The sequence below is a fragment of the Daejeonella sp. JGW-45 genome, assembly GCF_029360805.1.
GTDB lineage: Bacteria > Bacteroidota > Bacteroidia > Sphingobacteriales > Sphingobacteriaceae > Daejeonella.
Genome location: NZ_JARKNC010000006.1, coordinates 209,859 through 227,173, shown reverse-complemented (window position 1 = coordinate 227,173; position 17,315 = coordinate 209,859). Strand labels below are relative to the sequence as shown.

Here is a 17,315-nt window from a genome sequence, read left to right as displayed (position 1 = left end):
TGTTGTCTATACTTTAAACTGGCCATCACTCACAGAATTCATCCCTTCAAACTTGACAAACAAGTCTGAAGGAATGAATCTGTTTGATCGGATTTAAACTCCCGCTATCCTTCTCTTATACTCAGCCAGGCAATCTTCCAATCTTTCTTTAGCCGTGTCATCACCCGGAACATTATGTGATGGATGAATAAATAATTTGACACCACGCTCAGCGAGGATCTCAGCTACAGTAGTAACTGTCATCCATACACAGGTAATAAATGCCATTGTGGAAACGGGGCCAATTTTATCCTGGTGGTTTTTAAGGTCTACTGAGGCATCGCCTATAGGAGCGCATGAATCTACCACATGGTCAGCGATGTCAAATATGGTTTTACCGCTCGAATGACGGGTTTTCTTCCCTACGGCTTCAGATGCAGACCCGAATACGATCACCTTCATACCTTTTTTCTTCGCTTCGAGCGCTACATCGATGTTTACATTATTTATTCCAGTATGAGAAAAAAGCCACATAGTATCGCGGGTATCGAAAGTATAGCCTTTCATGATCTCTACGCCATATCCTTCAACACGTTCAAGAAACACAAACTGGTGCACGCCCATTTCTCCGGTTATCCTGGTAAAAAATGTAAGAGGAAGTTCCACCATCGGATGGAAGCCTACAAAGCCCCCTATACGCGGGTACATCTCTTCGATCGGTATGGTGGCATGGCCGCATCCGAACGTATGGACCCATCTCCCGGCTTCAATTGAATCGGCCATTATTTCTGCTGCAATGCGGATATTATCCATTTGGGTTTCCTCGATACGGGTCATTACATCCCTTGCATTCTTAAGCCATTGTTGTGCTAACATAATTTGTATTATTTATTGTTGAGTGGATTGATATTTATTTTTCTGATGATTAAAAGTGTTAAGATGAACATGACGGCGTTCAACAAATAGGTAACCAGGGTCAGATTGGATATCCCATAACCCTGGGCTATAAGGCCCATCAGGTAAGTGACCAGTATATTTCCGATCAGCGCGATAACCAGCACAACGCTGAATGCCGTTGCAGAAAGGGCGGCATAACGTTCGCCCACAAATCCAAGCATCACCGGGAAACCGGAGGCAAGACCCGCGCCGGTAATGATCAGTCCGCACACAGCCAGTTCAAAGGAATGATTTAAACGCAGCAGCGTGGCCCCCAGGAAAAGAAGCCCTAATGAAACGTACATAATACTGTGCGGTTTTGCCTTCCTGAACACACTGCCAGCCAAAAGTCGTGTAACAGCCATACCTACCACGTAAAGCGATAGGGCATAAAGTGCGTTACTTCTTGAAACGCTGAGCTGGTCGATAAGGTAACTGGTCGTCCAATTGTTGATCACTGCCTCGTAAGCGCTCTGACAGAAGAGAAAAAAACCTACAAGAAGTATGAAATTATCGCCAAGCAATTTCATACCCTGTAACACAGGTATGTCCTGCTTCTGCTTTGCAGGAGGAAAATTGATCAGGGCAAAGAATGCCGCTGCCAGAAGTGTCAGAAACCCGACAGACGAAAGGATTGCACTGAAAGAATACCGGCCTTCAAGTATGCCCAATATAAACGGCATACCGAGCGCCCCTACCGCGAATGACACGCCAAGCAAACTCAAATTTGCACCTTTATTCTCCATACTGATGTCGGCAACTACAGCATTCGTTGCTCCATTTATAGCACCTCCTGCCAATCCAAATAGAAAAATGAATATTTTAAGGAGACTCAGATCACCGGCGTATGCTATGCCTTGAAAACCTGCGAACATGCAAAGGGAAGATATTATTAGAAAGGCTTTGTAGCCATATTTATCACAAAGCGGTCCAAAGACCAGCGAACCGGTAAGGATGCCAAAAGGCATAATTGAGAACAGAGTGCCGGCGGTAATTTCGTCCAGCATAAACTTCTCGCGAAGGCCCGTGGCTACTGAACCCAGCGTTATCAGCCCTATCCCGAACAACAATAAGCCTAAACAGGCAGCAAAGAAAACTAGTCTGGCTTTATACATTTCACTTATCAATTGGTTTAATGCTTTTTAGAGCCAGATATGCTGCACCGTAAACACCTGCATCACCGCCCAGGCGGGAATGTTCAATGCTGACCTGGGTTACAGAAATAGGTTGAGCCCATTTATCGGCCTCTGCTTTGATTTCAGGTATACAACGGGCTGCAGGACCAAAAACCCCGCCTCCCATAATTATTTTTTCGGGATTGAAAAGACTGATCAGGTTAGCTATGGCCATTCCCCAGAAGCGGATACACTGATCTATTACCTCGCGTGCAATACCGTCGCCTTGATCATAAGCTGAAAACACATCTGCTGCTGTTATATCGTCCAGAGCTTTATCGCTTAAAATGCCGTCGTATTCGGTAGTTTCCTGCAAAAGCTCGCGGCACACTTTAGCGATGCCTTCTCCTGAAGCGTGGTATTCGAAACATCCGCACGGGATATATTTATCCTTGAAGTGCCCATCAAGCGCCATCCAGCCTATACAGCCTGCTATGTCATGCGCTCCCCGAAGTATCGTATCGTTAATCAGAATACCCGCCCCGATTCCCGTTCCGACAGAAAGATAGATCGCATCGCTGCAGCCCTTTGCAGCACCTTTCCAATTTTCGCCCAGTATATAACATGCCCTGTCGCTGTCAATAACAACCGGTATAGATCCGCAAACATCCTGCAATTCTTTAAGCAGCGGATAGTCATCCCATCCAGGAATATTTGGTGCCCAAACGGTCCCGCTACTAATCCTGCTTATACCCGGAACACAAACGCCGATAGCAGTTATGCCGCTTTCCGCTGAAGTTCGTAAGAACTTTTCTACAAGCTCTGTGACCAGGCCGCCGACTTCGCTGCCTTTTTTACCATGGAGCGCAACAGACTCCTTGCTGACCATATCTCCCGCGGCACTAAAAAGAGCTGCTGCTATTTTTGTCCCGCCTAAATCAATTCCGAGTACCGACATAATAGTTAGTATTTAGTACAAAGTATTTAGCACCAAGTATTTTGTAGTTAGATTATCTCTTAGCAAATCCAGGCTGATCATCCATAAGATCATTCAGCTTCACGAAACTGTATCCCATACTCTTTAATTCTCTCAGCAATTCATCCAGCCTGTTATAAAATTTATCTGTCCGGCGCGGATCGGTACCGATGTGTACAAGCAAAATAAAGCCGTTTAGACCATTGGTATCTGTTCTTTCTTTCTCAATTATCGACCGATAAATCTCATCAGCAGGCCGGTAAGCCGCGCCCATCTCAGGGTATGTATAATCGGCTGCAGACCGCGTGCCCGGCGAAAAGTTAATCAGCTTTAAGCCCATCTCATCCGTCCATTTAGCGATGGTAGAATTGTACCATTCATATGGAGGAAGGAAATACGGCGCATCTTTCCTTCTTATACCGAAACCTGCCATTCGTTCATAGTTCTTAAGCAAGTCATCATTAAACTCTTGGCGGCTGACCAGCAGGCTGCCTCTTTTCGTCCAATCCGCGTACAAAAGGTGCCTGTCTGAATGCGCTCCTAGATAATGCCCGTCCTTTTTCAAGCCCTTAATAAGTCCCTTAAAACGAGCGTCAGCATAGAAGTTGCCCGTAAGGAAAAACGAAGCGGGTACATTGTTCTGTTTGAGTGCACTCCTGATCACTTCTCCGCCATCAGCAAATTCGTCTCCTGTAAACACCAGGGCTATCTGCTTCTTTGTTATATCACCACGAATTATCGCTCCGTTGGCATCAATAACTACTTTTTTTCGGCGACTCCCTCCCGTGAATCATGTTCTTTAGCTGCCAGTAAATAAACCAGTGCCGCCGTTCCATCCATGGTTGGCTCATTGGTACTGTAATCACCTATATCATCGTGGTAAACCGCCAGTTTTGATTGGAATTCAGCATACTCATCCTCTTTTGACAACTCAATACCTATCAGGTTTCCATAAATACTGCCGTATACCGGCCCGTCGACTAAACCTCCATCCAATGGATAGTTTTTAAGAACGGTCAGTGATGAATGCGGATCGACCGGGGTATCGCCATGCGAGGGGAGACCGAACACCATGCTGGTGCCCCATGGATTAAGTCCGAAAAGCCAGTCGAAGCTTGACTGCTCTAACTGTACATAAGTATTGTCACCGCTAAGTTTCCGGTATAAATAACATTGTATCGCAAAAGATGTGGTCAGGTTATTAGAGCACCAGATAAACGGAACCCCACGGTAGAAAGCGTTTCCTTTTGATTTTTGCCAGACCTTTTCAATACCTTCCTTGTAGTAGCTGATCAGCTTCGCCTTAGCAGCAGCGTCGCCGCTTTTTGCAAGTTCAAAATGACCGAAATTATGGAACGGATAATATTGATAATGGTTGGCAGTATCTGCGCCCATCCATGGTGTAATCTTTTCCTCATCACTGTATTTCAAGCCTTGCTCCATATATTTCTTATCGCCGGTAAGCTGGTAAATTGCGGCTGCACCCAACTCCATGTCATCTACCCAATTACCTTCGGCATAAATATAAGGAGCCCTTACTGAAGCGGTTTGGGCATTCCCTGGCTTTGCAAGGCCGAAATTATATGCGGAAATCGACCGGTTCCGAAAGATATCGGCCATAAACTTATCCTGCCCATTATAAACCTGGGATGCAAGGGCAAATGCGCTTGCAAATTTACCGGCAGTAGAAGCTGTACCTGTTGCGTTGTTTTTAAATTTACCCAGGCCTTGCTTTTCACCAGTTATAAAATAAACCGGCCTTCCTGTCCCCCTGCCATAGCCGTAATCCACAGAATCAAGATGAGGCAGGCGGTATCCCGCATGATCCCGGTCGTCAGCTATCTGATTAAACATCCAGCCTTCCCTCGGGTGCATTTTCAACAGCCAGTCCAGTCCCCACCTGGCTTCATCCAGCACGTCAGAGGTTCCGTTAGTGCCTTCAAGTCCGTTGGCCAGATGTCTGTCGTTAAAAACAGCGGGAAAGTCGCGGTAGGCAGCAAGCAGGTGATAGGTCGCATTAGCTGAAGTAGTTGAATATTGAAGGTAATCCGACGCGTCATGCCAGCCTCCTGTAACATCAACAGGCGTCTTGTCGGGCATTGGGCCGTAGACGCTATAACCGTCGTGTACATGGCAGCTGGCTTTGAGATATGGATTATACCCGCATCGCTGCTGGCGCATATATCTGAGAGCAAAATCTGCCGACCCTTTATAGGCTTCCGAGCCAATGGAGAATTGGGGCGACCGGGTTTCTCCTGCCTGAAGATAATATGTTCCTGGCTTTTCAACCTCCGAAAAATCAAGACGATAAGAGGATATAAAAGGACCGTATTCTCCAAAATTCTTACCGGCAGCCTTCTTTAAAACTGTTTTGGAAGTAAGGGCATCGACCAGTTCGAAGCTTCTTACCCTGTTCGAATTCTTGGAGGCAAGAACAGCAACTTTTACTGCCTTATCCGAATATCCCATCTGGTTAATCCTGATCCAACTGCTGGCTTTCTCCTGCGCCACAAGACCGGATGAAATGAAAGCAATTAAAGAAATAATTAATGATTTTCTGATAATAGCCATAATGCTTATTAAGAATGCAATATTTTGCGATATCTTATTTTCAAATGTATAATAATTGCAATAAAACGCAAACAAAATATTTAGTTTAGCGAATTAATCCGGCAGTGTCCTTGATTTGTGAATCAGAGTTTAGATTATATTTGACCATTAATTTCAGTAAATAATTCCATAATTAAACGAATGCTTCAGGAAGAACGGCAGAAAATAATTCTAGAACAGATCAGCCTTCATCACAAGGTTTTATCGAACGAGCTCTGCACTTTGTTAGGTGTTTCACTTGATACGGTGCGCAGGGATCTTATGGAGCTTGAAAAAGAAGGCAAGATCCTAAAGGTTCATGGTGGCGCTTTGGCTAAGACCTTTCATCAACCTTTTCAGCAGGCAGCTGTATATGCGAAAGAGGAAAAGATGCGAATAGCCGAAAAGGCATTAAGCCTGGTTCAGAACGGCATGACCCTTCTTACGGGAGGCGGGACTATTATGGTGGAGTTTGCCAAGATGATTCCCGCTGACCTGACAGGTACTCTTTTTACGGTAAGCCCACTGGTAGCCCTCGAGGTAGCGCAACGATCAAGTGTAAACGTGATCCTGCTTGCCGGACAGCTGGCGCCTAATTCTTATATATGTACGGGAGCCTCTGTTGTGAGCCAGCTTTCGGAGATACATGTGGACTTATGCTTTTTAGGAACGAACGGGATATCAGCAGAGGCAGGCCTGACGGATTATGACTGGGAGATTGTACAGGTTAAAAAGGCGATAATCAAGGCTTCACGAAGAGTTGCCGTGATGAGTATCGCCGAAAAGCTTGAAACTAATCACAAACTACAGGTTTGCAGTTTAAACACAATTGATTTTTTACTGACTGACCTGGCGCCTGGCGATAAGAAACTAGAGAAGTACAATCAGTTCTTCAAGGTGATTTAGGGTTAGATTTTTACCGACAAATTACCGACATTCACCGAGAACTAGGGTAACCTCGCCTAATATACGTTTGCCAGTGACCTTTTTTGCCCTAGATTAGATTCAAATTTAATGATATGCAAAATCTAAAAAGCTCCAATCAAAAATCAGGCAAAGCTCTCGTGGGCTTAATAATGCTTGGTGTGGGATGTTTATTATTACTCAGAACTTTAGATATATTTTTCGTGCCCGGATGGATATTCAGCTGGCCGGTATTTTTGATAATCATCGGCTGTTATATTGGCTACCGCCAGGGATATGACCGGCCATCGGCTTTTGTTCCCATCGTTATTGGTGTAATATTTTTAAGCAACAGGGTGCTTCCGGATATGGACCTAAGCAGGTTTTTCTGGCCGCTGCTGATCATTGCCTTTGGAGTATGGATGATCATGGGAAGAAAGACGCCAAAAGGCCTGGATAATTTCGGGAACTGGGACAAAAGCAATGATTCAAATAGCTGGTCGGCACGTTCCGACCAACCCGTAGGCGGAAGTGCTGATCCGTCGAACACTGGCAGTACAGCAGGTGAGGGACAGTTTCCGGAAGACAGGATAGACTCGGTCTCCATATTCGGAGGGATCAAGAAGAACGTTGTGTCAAAGAACTTCCGTGGCGGTGATATTGTAAATTTCTTCGGCGGTTCAGAGATCAACTTAATGCAGGCCGACATAAATGGCAGGGTAAACCTGGAGGTTGTTCAGGTGTTCGGGGGTACGAAGATCATCGTGCCTTCTAACTGGACAATACACTCCGAAATGGTGGCCATTTTTGGTGGCGTGGAAGATAAACGGCCTCCCCAGCTAAACTCAGTTCCCGACAAAATATTAGTTATTACAGGCACGTCACTATTCGGCGGAATAGACATCAAGAGTTTTTAGGATAAGCGGTAATTTATTTTAAACCAGATAATCACAGCGGTGTCTCAACATCAAATCCGGTCAACTAACTCTGTACTATCAAGGAATAAGATCTTCCTGATCGTTATTCAATGTATTGTAGTGTGCGTTATTGCGCAATCGGCTATATTACTTTGGTATGGGTTTACACCCGAGACCTCTATGATAGATGGGTCTATCAGCACGATCTTACTCGCCATAGCCTGTTACCTTATTGGGAACAACCTTAAATATTACAGGCCTGAGAAGAACCGGTACCTGTTGATGTTGATGTATTGCGCTATCCTGGCTTCGATCTGGCTTCTAGTCAACCATTGGATATTAGATTCATTGGTGTTAACAGATCCGCATTATGCAGAGTTCCTTTATAATTCACTGCCGGTGAGATTCTTCCTGGGACTCCTGATCATTAGTTTGATGGCAATGATAAGCGTGGTTTATTATACGCAGCAAGATCAGAAAGAAACGGAGAAACGAAAGATTGAAGCCGAAACCCTTGCACGGGATGCAGAGCTTTATAATCTTCGGCAACAGTTGCAGCCTCACTTTCTTTTTAACAGCTTAAATTCAATTACAGCATTAATTGGCAGCCGGCCGGAAGAAGCGCGTAAGATGATTCATCAATTATCCGACTTTCTGCGCGGGACTTTAAAAAAGGAGGATCAGGCACCTGTTACCTTAGAGGCAGAACTGGAACATCTTCAGCTCTATCTGGACATTGAGAAAGTAAGGTTCGGACATCGCTTATCAACGGAGATTTCATTTCATGAAGCTTGCAGGGCTTTATTATTACCGCCAATGCTCCTGCAGCCGATTGTAGAAAATGCCATAAAATTCGGCCTTTACGATACCACCGGGGTGGTTACCATCAGTATTTTTGCCGAGTGTGTTGAAAATGAGCTCCATGTGACTGTTCAAAACCCGTACGATCCGGATACCACCCGGCCTAAGCACGGAACTGGATTCGGGCTCAGTGGGGTAAAACGCCGGCTTCATTTATTATTTGGCCGCACCGACCTATTGGAAACTACATCTTATACCCATATATTTACAACAACTGTAAAAATCCCTCAGGTATAAAAATGCGTGTTATTTTAATTGATGACGAGCCTCTGGCCCGTTCAGTAGTAATAGAATATTTGCAGTCGTGGCCGCAGATTGAAATCGTACAGGAGTGCAGTGATGGGTTTGAAGGTGTCAAAGCCATTGCACAGCATGAACCTGACCTGATCTTCCTGGACATTCAGATGCCTAAAATAAATGGCTTTGAGATGCTGGAATTGATCGACCAGCCACCGTCCGTGATTTTTACCACCGCTTTTGATGAATATGCTATTAAGGCTTTTGAAGAGCATGCGATCGATTATTTGCTGAAGCCTTTTACCAAAGAACGATTTGACAGGGCTGTCCAAAAATGGCTGGACACAAAGCCAACAGCAGAAGCCAAAAAAGACACTACCCAGATCCTTGACAATATTCAAACATCATCTCCCAAGAACGAACGTGTAGTTGTAAAAACAGGTAACAAAATCAAGATCATCCCCTTAAACGATATTATATTCCTCGCTGCAGATGACGATTATGTAAAGATCCATACTGCTGAAGGCTCTTTCCTGAAGAACAAAACAATGTCTTATTTTGAAAAACTTCTAGGCGACGTTGATTTTGTGCGTGTTCACCGTTCATACATTGTAAAGATTGATGAGATCACGCGAATAGACCCCTATGAAAAAGAATCCCATCTGGCTATTCTTAAATCGGGAGAGAAAATTCCAGTAAGTAAGACGGGGTATCCGAAATTGAGACAAGTCCTGGGACTTTAATAGGTGAAAGTGGAAAGCTGAAAACTGAAAGTTCTGGATTTCCGACACGTGCTTGTACGTTTTGCTTCAGTTTTCAGTTTTCCACTTTCAGCTTTGCTTTTTCGCCCAGACGTACAACGTATTATTTACAACTCAAGAAAGAAGTGCCTTCCACGCCTCAATAACCCTACCCTCCTCCAGAAGCCTTCGGGCATACTGATGCAGCTCACGTTCGCGGTTGGTGCTATCACCGATAGTTGCATCCATGATCTGTTTTAGCTCAGGATCCGATTGAAATTGAGCAATCTCATCGTCAGCAGGCAAGTGTTCGACATTTCCAAGCTGCCCCAAATTGTTCCCCGTAAGAATATGCGAACTTCTGATAGCTAAAGGGATAGAATCCACTCCTATTCCCAGCGTCCGTACAGGTTTTTCGACTTTAAAGAGATTATCTTCTCCTACGCGGCAATACCAATCTCCTCCTAACCGGGCTACCAGATCAATTTTAGCCTGGTCTATCTTGCCGTTCTCGTCAAGAATATCTTCGCGGATATGGATCCGCTTTACTTCAACTATTACAAGGTTCCCGGCGCCACCATTATCTCCTAAATGAATAACCCGGCTTACAATGCATTCCATCTGCACAGGTGATTCAGCTACTCTGGGCGGCTTTACAAGATCGGACGCTAACTGGGTAAATCCAGCCTTTATAAACTCATTTACTCCTTTTGGATATTCAACACTTGCAAGAGAGGTTTGCCTGACCATATCGTAATTCACGATGTTAATTACGCATTCCGGCACCTGGAGAACATTCTCCAGGCTATGTTTAGTAGTATTATCCCTCACCCTGCGCGCAGGCGAAAACACGCATATTGGAGGATTTGTACTGAACATATTAAAAAAGCTAAAAGGACTAAGGTTGATATTTCCCGCTTTATCAATGGTAGACACGAAACAGATCGGGCGCGGCGCTATGGCATATTGCAGGTAATTCTGCAGTTCGGCGGTACTGAGATCTGAGGGGTTCAGGGTTAGCATAGTAATGGATTAATGAACAAGGAGCAAAGAACAAAGACCAATGTTTGCACCTTCGATTCCGCCCGAAAGTCAGTCCTTGTTCTTTGCTCTTTATTCTCTGTTCTTTTTTAATTTAAGTATCGACCAATCTGTATCTGATTTAAGAATCGTATTGGTCAGACGGCCAAGCCCGGTGATCTCCATTTCAACAATATCACCTGGCTGCAGCCACTGGGGCTTGTAGTTCGGATCGTTTAACAGCCCGGTACCGTTTAACTCCAGGAAACATCCTGTGCCTACAGTGCCGGACCCGATCACATCGCCAGGTAAAATATCCGCTCCGTAAGAACACCGCTCGATGATCTCTGCAAAGGTCCAGTCCATATCTGCCATTGATCCGGAAGAAACCTCTACCCCATTGACCCAGCATTTCATCGCAAGATCATAAGCATTCCCAACATGGCCAGCCTTTGGAGATGTTTTAAATTCTTCCAGCTCGTCAGGAGTTACCAGCCATGGACCAATAACCGTTGAGAAATCTTTTCCTTTTGCCGGACCAAGGTTGAGAAGCATTTCCTCCATCTGCAAAGTACGGGCACTGAGATCGTTCATAACCATATATCCTGCAATATATGAATCCGCCTCTGCGGCGGGAATGTTTCGGCCCTTCTTACCGATGACGATGGCAGCCTCAAGTTCGAAATCCAGCTTCTCAAAATGATCAGGCATACACTCAATATCACCAGCTCCCTGAATTGCGTTATGATTGGTAAAATAAAAGATCGGATACTGATCAAATTCCGGGATCATTTCAACCCTGCGATTCCTCCTGGCTGAGGCGACGTGCTGTCGAAAGGCGTAACCATCCCGGCATGAAGATGGATGAGGCACGGGAGCAAGCACTTCGAAGAACACTTCCTCCTTAGCTTCCTGCTTCCCGGACTTAATGTCCAGAACTACCTTTTTTGCCCTATCCATTAATTCCTCGCCCCCGTACAAAAATTCGTTCATATTATCCGGGATAAGCTTATCGCATGAGTTAAGATTATAAATATGACCTTTTACAAAAACACCGAGATGCTCTTGGTCTTCGGTTTTATAGGATATCAGTTTCATAAAATTTCTGTTTGGTTAGCGGCTTACTCAAAACTAATGAATTGAAATAAGGTTTCCGAAATTATAAAGATGCCCGGAACTTTCATTTACCATTGAACTTTCATTAGCAGAAAACGTTACCTTTATGCTACCAATTATACTAACCAATAATTCTAATATATGCCTGTCTACCATACATTAGGATCTATTCCGCACAAACGACATACCGCATTCCGTAAACCGGATGGCAGTTTGTATGCTGAGGAACTGGTCTCTACTGAAGGGTTTTCCAGTTTGTATTCCCTGGTTTACCATTGTCACCCGCCCACTATTGTTAAATCGTTGGGCGAATCCTACTCTGTAGAACCGAAGATCGCCAGGGAGAAGCATTTGAAGCATACCAGCCTGATCGGTTTTAACATAAAGCCTGAAGATGATTTCCTGGAAAGCAGAAAGCCGGTTCTCGTCAATAGCGATCTCCATATCTCCCTGGCCGCCCCGCGCCGTTCAATGACTGATTATTATTACAAAAACAGTCAGGCAGATGAGGTCATTTTTATACATGAAGGCAGCGGCGTACTTAAAACAGGCTTCGGGAAGATCAAATTCACGTACGGGGATTACCTGGTAATTCCGCGGGGCACGATATATCAGATAGAATTTGATACGGAAAACAACCGGCTCTTCATTGTCGAAAGCTTTAGCCCGATAAGAACACCTAAAAGATACAGGAACCAGTGGGGACAATTAATGGAACATTCTCCCTTTTGTGAACGTGATATCAAAAGACCACAAGGCCTCGAAACGAATGATGAAATAGGAGATTTTAAAGTCCTTATCAAAAAACAAGGACTTATTTATCCCTACGTTTACGGTACTCACCCATTTGATTTCATTGGCTGGGACGGATTTCATTATCCATGGGCATTTTCAATCCATGATTTTGAGCCTATTACCGGCAGGGTCCATCAGCCGCCGCCAGTTCACCAAACCTTCGAAGGACATAACTTCGTAATTTGCTCCTTCGTACCGCGCAAATACGATTATCACCCCGAGTCTATTCCCGCACCGTATAATCACAGCAATGTAGACAGTGACGAGGTATTGTATTATGTAGATGGCGATTTCATGAGCCGGAAGAGTGTGGCAAAAGGCCAGATCACTCTGCATCCCGGGGGGATTCCCCATGGTCCGCATCCCGGAACAGTAGAAAAATCGATAGGCAAAGAGAAGACCGAAGAACTCGCCGTAATGATCGATCCATTTAAACCCCTGATGCTGACAGACTATGCCATAAGCATCGAGGATGAGTCCTATCACAAAAGCTGGCAGGAAAACGTGGAGTAACCTTGTAGAAATTCATCTTATGAAAACTGACATTCTTGCAAATAAAGCTCAGGATACAGACTTCCTTCCCTTGAACGGGACTGACTATATTGAGCTATACGTTGGGAACGCTAAGCAGGCGGCCCACTTTTACAAAACCGCATTCGGATTTCAGAGTCTGGCCTATGCCGGACCTGAAACCGGCGTAAAGGACCGCGCCTCATATGTGCTGGTGCAGAATAAGATCAGGCTTGTGCTAACGACGCCACTTTATCCGGAGCACCCGATCTCCGAACAACTGACCAGGCATGGAGATGGAGTAAAGATCATTGCGCTTTGGGTTGATGACGCTTATAGATCTCATAAAGAAACAACCTCAAGGGGAGCCGAGAGCTATATGGATCCTCAAACTCTGGAAGATGAGGACGGTGTACTAAAAATGAGCGGAATATACACCTATGGCGAAACTGTGCATCTATTTATTGAACGGCTAAATTACCGGGGGCTTTTTATGCCAGGGTACGAAAAGTGGGAAAGCCATTACAATCCCGAAGAAACGGGGCTTTTGTATATTGACCATTGCGTAGGCAACGTCGGCTGGCACCAGATGAACAAATGGGTGAAGTTCTACGAGGATGTAATGGGCTTCAAAAACATCCTTACGTTCGATGACAAACAGATCTCTACGGAATACTCTGCCTTGATGAGCAAGGTAATGAGCAATGGGAATGGCTACGTTAAATTCCCGATTAATGAGCCTGCGGAAGGTAAAAAGAAGTCACAGGTTGAGGAATACCTGGACTTTTACGGAGACGAAGGGGTCCAGCATATCGCTATAGCAACAAACGACATCGTTGACACGGTTACGAAACTACAGGATCGGGGAATCGAGTTTCTTAAGGTTCCAACTGTATATTATGATGATCTTGAAAGCCGTGTGGGCAAAATTGAAGAGGACATAGAACCACTTAAACAGCTAGGTATTCTGGTAGATCGTGATGAAGAGGGTTATTTGCTGCAGATATTTACCAAACCAGTGGAAGACCGGCCCACTCTCTTCTTTGAGATCATACAACGGAAGGGAGCCAAATCATTCGGTGCAGGAAACTTTAAAGCATTATTTGAAGCGCTGGAAAGGGAACAGGAGCTGAGAGGAAATTTGTAATCGTAATTTTAAATTCACTTTGGTCCAACAAATCAACAGCAATCGCGTTATGACCACGTATTTATTAAATTCGCTTTCATGAAGCGACCAAAATAATATCTTTGTTAAAAAACATATAGTTTGAAGAAACGAATAGCCATTTTTGCCTCAGGTTCCGGATCAAATGCACAGAAGATCATGGAGTATTTCAAAAAACACGACGACGCAGAAGTAGCTATAGTCCTTACAAATAACCCCGAGGCCTACGTTTTACAGCGTGCAGATAATTTTGAGATACCATCGCATATTTTTGATAAACACGAGTTTACCAAAACCGACGATGTGGTACAACTTCTGAAAAACCTTCAGATCGATCTCATTGTACTTGCTGGCTTTCTATGGCTCATTCCGCAGAATCTCCTGAAGGCCTTTCCTAATAAGATCATTAACATCCATCCCTCACTTCTGCCTAAATTTGGCGGCAAGGGCATGTACGGTGATAAAGTTCATCAAACTATTCTTAATGAAAAAGAAGAAGAATCTGGCATTACCATCCATTTTGTAAATGAGCATTTCGACGATGGTGAGGTTATCCATCAATCGCGCTTCAAAATTGAGAGTGGTGACGATCTGGAAATGATCAAGTTTAAAGGGCAACAGCTGGAACATTTGCATTACCCGAAGATCGTTGAAGGGCTTTTGAAAAAGATGAAATCTTAAAAACTTTCTCGTCAAAAAAACTATCTTTGCGGCTTCAAGTAAACTTTTTCAATGAGCCATCCCGTTAAGATCAAAAACGCCTTAATTTCAGTCTATTATAAAGATAATTTAGAACCGCTTATCCGCCAGTTACATGCAGACGGTGTTACTTTTTACTCCACAGGCGGAACTGAAAAATTCATCCGTGACCTCGGTATCGATGTTGTCGCTGTAGAAGATCTTACCGGCTATCCTTCCATTCTTGGCGGTCGCGTAAAAACACTTCACCCAAAAGTTTTCGGGGGCATTTTGAATCGCAGGGATAATAATGAAGATAAAGCGCAGATCGGGCAGTACGAGATTCCGGAGCTTGACCTGGTGATCGTCGATCTGTACCCTTTTGAAGAAACCGTGAAATCGGGCGCAAAAGAACAGGATATTATTGAGAAGATCGACATTGGAGGGATCTCCCTTATCCGTGCAGCGGCAAAAAATTACAATGATGTGGTTATCATCGCGTCAAAAAACGACTACACAACCTTAAGCAATATTCTGACTGAAAATGCAGGATATACGATGTTATCGCATCGTAAGTCATTTGCCCGCCAGGCATTTAACATTTCTTCGCATTATGATACCGCTATATTTAATTATTTCAATCAACAGGATCCACTAACCGTCTTTAAATACAGCGAGCAGAACGTGAGTTCGCTTCGTTATGGAGAAAATCCCCATCAGAAGGGTGTCTTTTATGGTGACTTGGGTGAGATGTTCGATAAACTGAACGGAAAAGAGCTTTCCTACAACAACCTTGTCGACGTGGATGCAGCCGTATCACTGATAGACGAATTTAACGAGCCTACCTTTGCGATCTTAAAGCATACGAATGCCTGCGGTGTGGCTTCTAAAGATTCAATCCTGGATGCATGGAAAACGGCCCTCGCCTGCGATCCTGTTTCTGCGTTCGGTGGCGTTTTGATATGTAACCGTGAGATTGATGCGCAAACAGCTGCTGAAATAAACAACCTTTTCTTTGAAGTGCTGATAGCGCCTTCCTATAATGAAGATGCCCTTAAGATCCTTAGCGGAAAAAAGAACCGGATTATCCTGAAAAGAAACGATATACAGCTTCCGCCAAAGCAATTCAAAACGCTTTTAAACGGCGTTATCGAACAGGATAAAGATCTTCTGATAGAAGGCCCGGAACAAATGATCCCGGTTACTGACCGCAAGCCTGATGAACAGCAGCTGAAAGACCTGGCTTTCGCAAATAAGATTGTGAAACATACTAAATCTAACACGATTGTGCTGGTAAAAGATGCCTGTTTGATTGCCAGCGGCGTTGGTCAGACATCCCGTGTAGATGCACTACAGCAAGCAATTGTAAAGGCCAAAGCATTTCATTTTGAACTTTCGGGTAGTGTAATGGCATCAGATGCCTTCTTCCCCTTCCCTGACTGTGTGTCTATTGCTGCCGATGCGGGTGTTGTGATGGTTTTACAACCAGGAGGATCGATCAAGGATCAGGAATCAATAGACATGGCGAACGAAAAAGGAATCGGTATGGTAACCACCGGTGTACGTCATTTTAAACATTAAAATAACGCCATAAAAATAAATTCTGATAAGCCTTTTTTCACAATAATGATTAGTAAAAAGAGTTTATCTTAGCATACATTTTCAACATCTAACAACACAGGAATGGGTTTATTTAACTGGTTTACACAAGAGATCGCGATTGACCTCGGCACCGCAAACACTCTTATTATTCATAATGACAAGGTTGTGGTAGATGAGCCCTCTATCGTGGCTTTTGACCGCACTACCAACAAGGTAATTGCCATTGGCCGACAGGCCATGCAGATGGAAGGTAAAACTCATGATAATATCCGGACCGTAAGACCTCTAAAAGACGGAGTGATTGCCGATTTTAATGCTGCGGAATACATGATCCGCGGTATGATCAAAATGATCAATAATGGTAAAGGCTGGTTTTTTCCATCGCTGCGTATGGTTATTTGTATCCCTTCTGGCATCACAGAGGTTGAAAAACGCGCTGTACGCGATTCTGCCGAGATCGCCGGAGCGAAAGAAGTTTATTTAATACATGAGCCAATGGCAGCAGCTGTAGGTATTGGTATTGATGTTGAAGAACCGATGGGAAATATGATCATTGATATTGGTGGTGGAACTACTGAAATTGCAGTTATTGCTCTTTCCGGAATTGTCTGTGATCAATCTATCCGTGTTGCCGGAGATAATTTCGATAGCGATATCGTTCAATATATCCGCCGCCAGCATAATATTATGATCGGTGACCGTACGGCCGAAAAGATCAAAATTGAGGTAGGCGCTGCCTTGCCAGAGCTTTCTGATCCGCCATCAGACTACGCGGTACAAGGACGCGACCTCATGACCGGTGTTCCAAAACAGATCACTGTTTCATATACTGAAATTGCACACTGCCTTGATAAATCTATTTCCAAGATAGAAGAGGCAATATTGAAAGCACTTGAGATCACTCCGCCGGAGCTTTCAGCAGACATTTACCAGACAGGGATATATCTAACCGGTGGTGGAGCACTACTTCGAGGTCTTGATAAACGTATTGCAGCAAAAACCAAACTTCCGGTTCACGTTGCTGAAGATCCGCTGAGGGCAGTGGTCAGAGGAACGGGCATTGCTTTAAAAAATATAGGTAATTTCAAATTCTTAATGCAGTAAACGAGTTGTAAGTTATAAGTATTAAGTTTGATTTCCGTTGAATATGGCACTTATAACGTATAACTTACAACC

The 17,315-nt window shown here is 44.2% G+C and carries 16 protein-coding genes; 9 read left to right on the top strand and 7 right to left on the bottom strand.

Annotated features, from left to right (window positions below):
- Positions 1-93: 93 nt before the first annotated feature.
- From P2W76_RS08405 to P2W76_RS08385, 5 genes are read right to left on the bottom strand one after another with little or no spacing between them, the layout of a single operon-like run.
- Positions 94-855, bottom strand: coding sequence for a sugar isomerase domain-containing protein (locus P2W76_RS08405; RefSeq protein WP_276347274.1), 762 nt, complete (start codon positions 853-855; stop codon positions 94-96).
- Between the two features lie 8 nt (positions 856-863).
- Positions 864-2,030: an MFS transporter gene (locus P2W76_RS08400; protein WP_276347273.1), complete on the bottom strand. Its 1,167-nt coding sequence runs from the start codon at positions 2,028-2,030 to the stop codon at positions 864-866.
- A gap of 1 nt (position 2,031) precedes the next feature.
- Positions 2,032-2,988, bottom strand: coding sequence for an ROK family protein (locus P2W76_RS08395; RefSeq protein WP_276347272.1), 957 nt, complete (start codon positions 2,986-2,988; stop codon positions 2,032-2,034).
- Positions 2,989-3,040: 52 nt separating this feature from the next.
- Positions 3,041-3,706: a polysaccharide deacetylase family protein gene (locus P2W76_RS08390; RefSeq protein WP_276347271.1), complete on the bottom strand. Its 666-nt coding sequence runs from the start codon at positions 3,704-3,706 to the stop codon at positions 3,041-3,043.
- A gap of 59 nt (positions 3,707-3,765) precedes the next feature.
- Positions 3,766-5,577, bottom strand: a complete 1,812-nt coding sequence (locus P2W76_RS08385) for a glycoside hydrolase family 9 protein (RefSeq protein WP_276347270.1) — start codon at positions 5,575-5,577, stop codon at positions 3,766-3,768.
- Between the two features lie 180 nt (positions 5,578-5,757).
- Between P2W76_RS08385 and P2W76_RS08380 the strand changes: the two genes are divergently transcribed.
- The 4 genes from P2W76_RS08380 (at position 5,758) to P2W76_RS08365 (ending at position 9,256) form a co-directional block, all read left to right on the top strand.
- The gene (locus tag P2W76_RS08380; RefSeq protein ID WP_276347269.1) at positions 5,758-6,501 is read left to right on the top strand and encodes a DeoR/GlpR family DNA-binding transcription regulator; all 744 of its coding nucleotides are present in this window, start codon (positions 5,758-5,760) and stop codon (positions 6,499-6,501) included.
- A gap of 113 nt (positions 6,502-6,614) precedes the next feature.
- Positions 6,615-7,415: a DUF5668 domain-containing protein gene (locus P2W76_RS08375; protein ID WP_276347268.1), complete on the top strand. Its 801-nt coding sequence runs from the start codon at positions 6,615-6,617 to the stop codon at positions 7,413-7,415.
- A gap of 39 nt (positions 7,416-7,454) precedes the next feature.
- Positions 7,455-8,513 carry a histidine kinase gene (locus tag P2W76_RS08370; RefSeq protein WP_276347267.1) on the top strand — a complete coding sequence of 353 codons (1,059 nt, stop codon included), beginning with the start codon at positions 7,455-7,457 and terminating at the stop codon, positions 8,511-8,513.
- Between the two features lie 2 nt (positions 8,514-8,515).
- On the top strand, positions 8,516-9,256 hold the full coding sequence (locus P2W76_RS08365; protein ID WP_276347266.1) for a LytTR family transcriptional regulator DNA-binding domain-containing protein: 741 nt from the start codon (positions 8,516-8,518) through the stop codon (positions 9,254-9,256).
- 132 nt (positions 9,257-9,388) lie between these two features.
- Here P2W76_RS08365 and P2W76_RS08360 read toward each other — a convergent pair whose 3' ends face one another.
- The gene (locus tag P2W76_RS08360; protein ID WP_276347265.1) at positions 9,389-10,276 is read right to left on the bottom strand and encodes a flavin reductase family protein; all 888 of its coding nucleotides are present in this window, start codon (positions 10,274-10,276) and stop codon (positions 9,389-9,391) included.
- Between the two features lie 90 nt (positions 10,277-10,366).
- Positions 10,367-11,371 (bottom strand): fumarylacetoacetate hydrolase family protein, encoded by a 1,005-nt coding sequence (locus P2W76_RS08355; protein ID WP_276347264.1) that lies wholly within the window; start codon positions 11,369-11,371, stop codon positions 10,367-10,369.
- A gap of 159 nt (positions 11,372-11,530) precedes the next feature.
- Between P2W76_RS08355 and P2W76_RS08350 the strand changes: the two genes are divergently transcribed.
- The 5 genes from P2W76_RS08350 to P2W76_RS08330 all read left to right on the top strand — a co-directional run bounded on the left by P2W76_RS08350 (position 11,531) and on the right by P2W76_RS08330 (position 17,243).
- On the top strand, positions 11,531-12,697 hold the full coding sequence (locus tag P2W76_RS08350; RefSeq protein ID WP_276347262.1) for a homogentisate 1,2-dioxygenase: 1,167 nt from the start codon (positions 11,531-11,533) through the stop codon (positions 12,695-12,697).
- 19 nt (positions 12,698-12,716) lie between these two features.
- Positions 12,717-13,841, top strand: coding sequence for a 4-hydroxyphenylpyruvate dioxygenase (gene hppD / locus P2W76_RS08345; RefSeq protein ID WP_276347592.1), 1,125 nt, complete (start codon positions 12,717-12,719; stop codon positions 13,839-13,841).
- 120 nt (positions 13,842-13,961) lie between these two features.
- On the top strand, positions 13,962-14,540 hold the full coding sequence (gene purN, locus P2W76_RS08340; protein WP_276347261.1) for a phosphoribosylglycinamide formyltransferase: 579 nt from the start codon (positions 13,962-13,964) through the stop codon (positions 14,538-14,540).
- A gap of 51 nt (positions 14,541-14,591) precedes the next feature.
- Positions 14,592-16,118 carry a bifunctional phosphoribosylaminoimidazolecarboxamide formyltransferase/IMP cyclohydrolase gene (gene purH, locus P2W76_RS08335; RefSeq protein ID WP_276347260.1) on the top strand — a complete coding sequence of 509 codons (1,527 nt, stop codon included), beginning with the start codon at positions 14,592-14,594 and terminating at the stop codon, positions 16,116-16,118.
- A gap of 102 nt (positions 16,119-16,220) precedes the next feature.
- Complete coding sequence (locus P2W76_RS08330; RefSeq protein WP_276347258.1) at positions 16,221-17,243, top strand: rod shape-determining protein; 1,023 nt, start codon at positions 16,221-16,223, stop codon at positions 17,241-17,243.
- Positions 17,244-17,315: the final 72 nt, after the last annotated feature.

What these genes read in the sequence shown, in the direction of transcription:
- purH (WP_276347260.1), top strand. Translation starts at nt 14,592, where the DNA reads ATGAGCCATCCCGTTAAGATCAAAAACGCCTTAATTTCAGTCTATTAT.
- P2W76_RS08330 (WP_276347258.1), top strand. Translation starts at nt 16,221, where the DNA reads ATGGGTTTATTTAACTGGTTTACACAAGAGATCGCGATTGACCTCGGC.
- P2W76_RS08385 (WP_276347270.1), bottom strand. Translation starts at nt 5,577, where the DNA reads ATGGCTATTATCAGAAAATCATTAATTATTTCTTTAATTGCTTTCATT.
- P2W76_RS08400 (WP_276347273.1), bottom strand. Translation starts at nt 2,030, where the DNA reads ATGTATAAAGCCAGACTAGTTTTCTTTGCTGCCTGTTTAGGCTTATTG.
- P2W76_RS08365 (WP_276347266.1), top strand. Translation starts at nt 8,516, where the DNA reads ATGCGTGTTATTTTAATTGATGACGAGCCTCTGGCCCGTTCAGTAGTA.
- P2W76_RS08395 (WP_276347272.1), bottom strand. Translation starts at nt 2,988, where the DNA reads ATGTCGGTACTCGGAATTGATTTAGGCGGGACAAAAATAGCAGCAGCT.
- P2W76_RS08405 (WP_276347274.1), bottom strand. Translation starts at nt 855, where the DNA reads ATGTTAGCACAACAATGGCTTAAGAATGCAAGGGATGTAATGACCCGT.
- P2W76_RS08355 (WP_276347264.1), bottom strand. Translation starts at nt 11,371, where the DNA reads ATGAAACTGATATCCTATAAAACCGAAGACCAAGAGCATCTCGGTGTT.
- P2W76_RS08380 (WP_276347269.1), top strand. Translation starts at nt 5,758, where the DNA reads ATGCTTCAGGAAGAACGGCAGAAAATAATTCTAGAACAGATCAGCCTT.
- P2W76_RS08360 (WP_276347265.1), bottom strand. Translation starts at nt 10,276, where the DNA reads ATGCTAACCCTGAACCCCTCAGATCTCAGTACCGCCGAACTGCAGAAT.
- P2W76_RS08375 (WP_276347268.1), top strand. Translation starts at nt 6,615, where the DNA reads ATGCAAAATCTAAAAAGCTCCAATCAAAAATCAGGCAAAGCTCTCGTG.
- P2W76_RS08350 (WP_276347262.1), top strand. Translation starts at nt 11,531, where the DNA reads ATGCCTGTCTACCATACATTAGGATCTATTCCGCACAAACGACATACC.
- hppD (WP_276347592.1), top strand. Translation starts at nt 12,717, where the DNA reads ATGAAAACTGACATTCTTGCAAATAAAGCTCAGGATACAGACTTCCTT.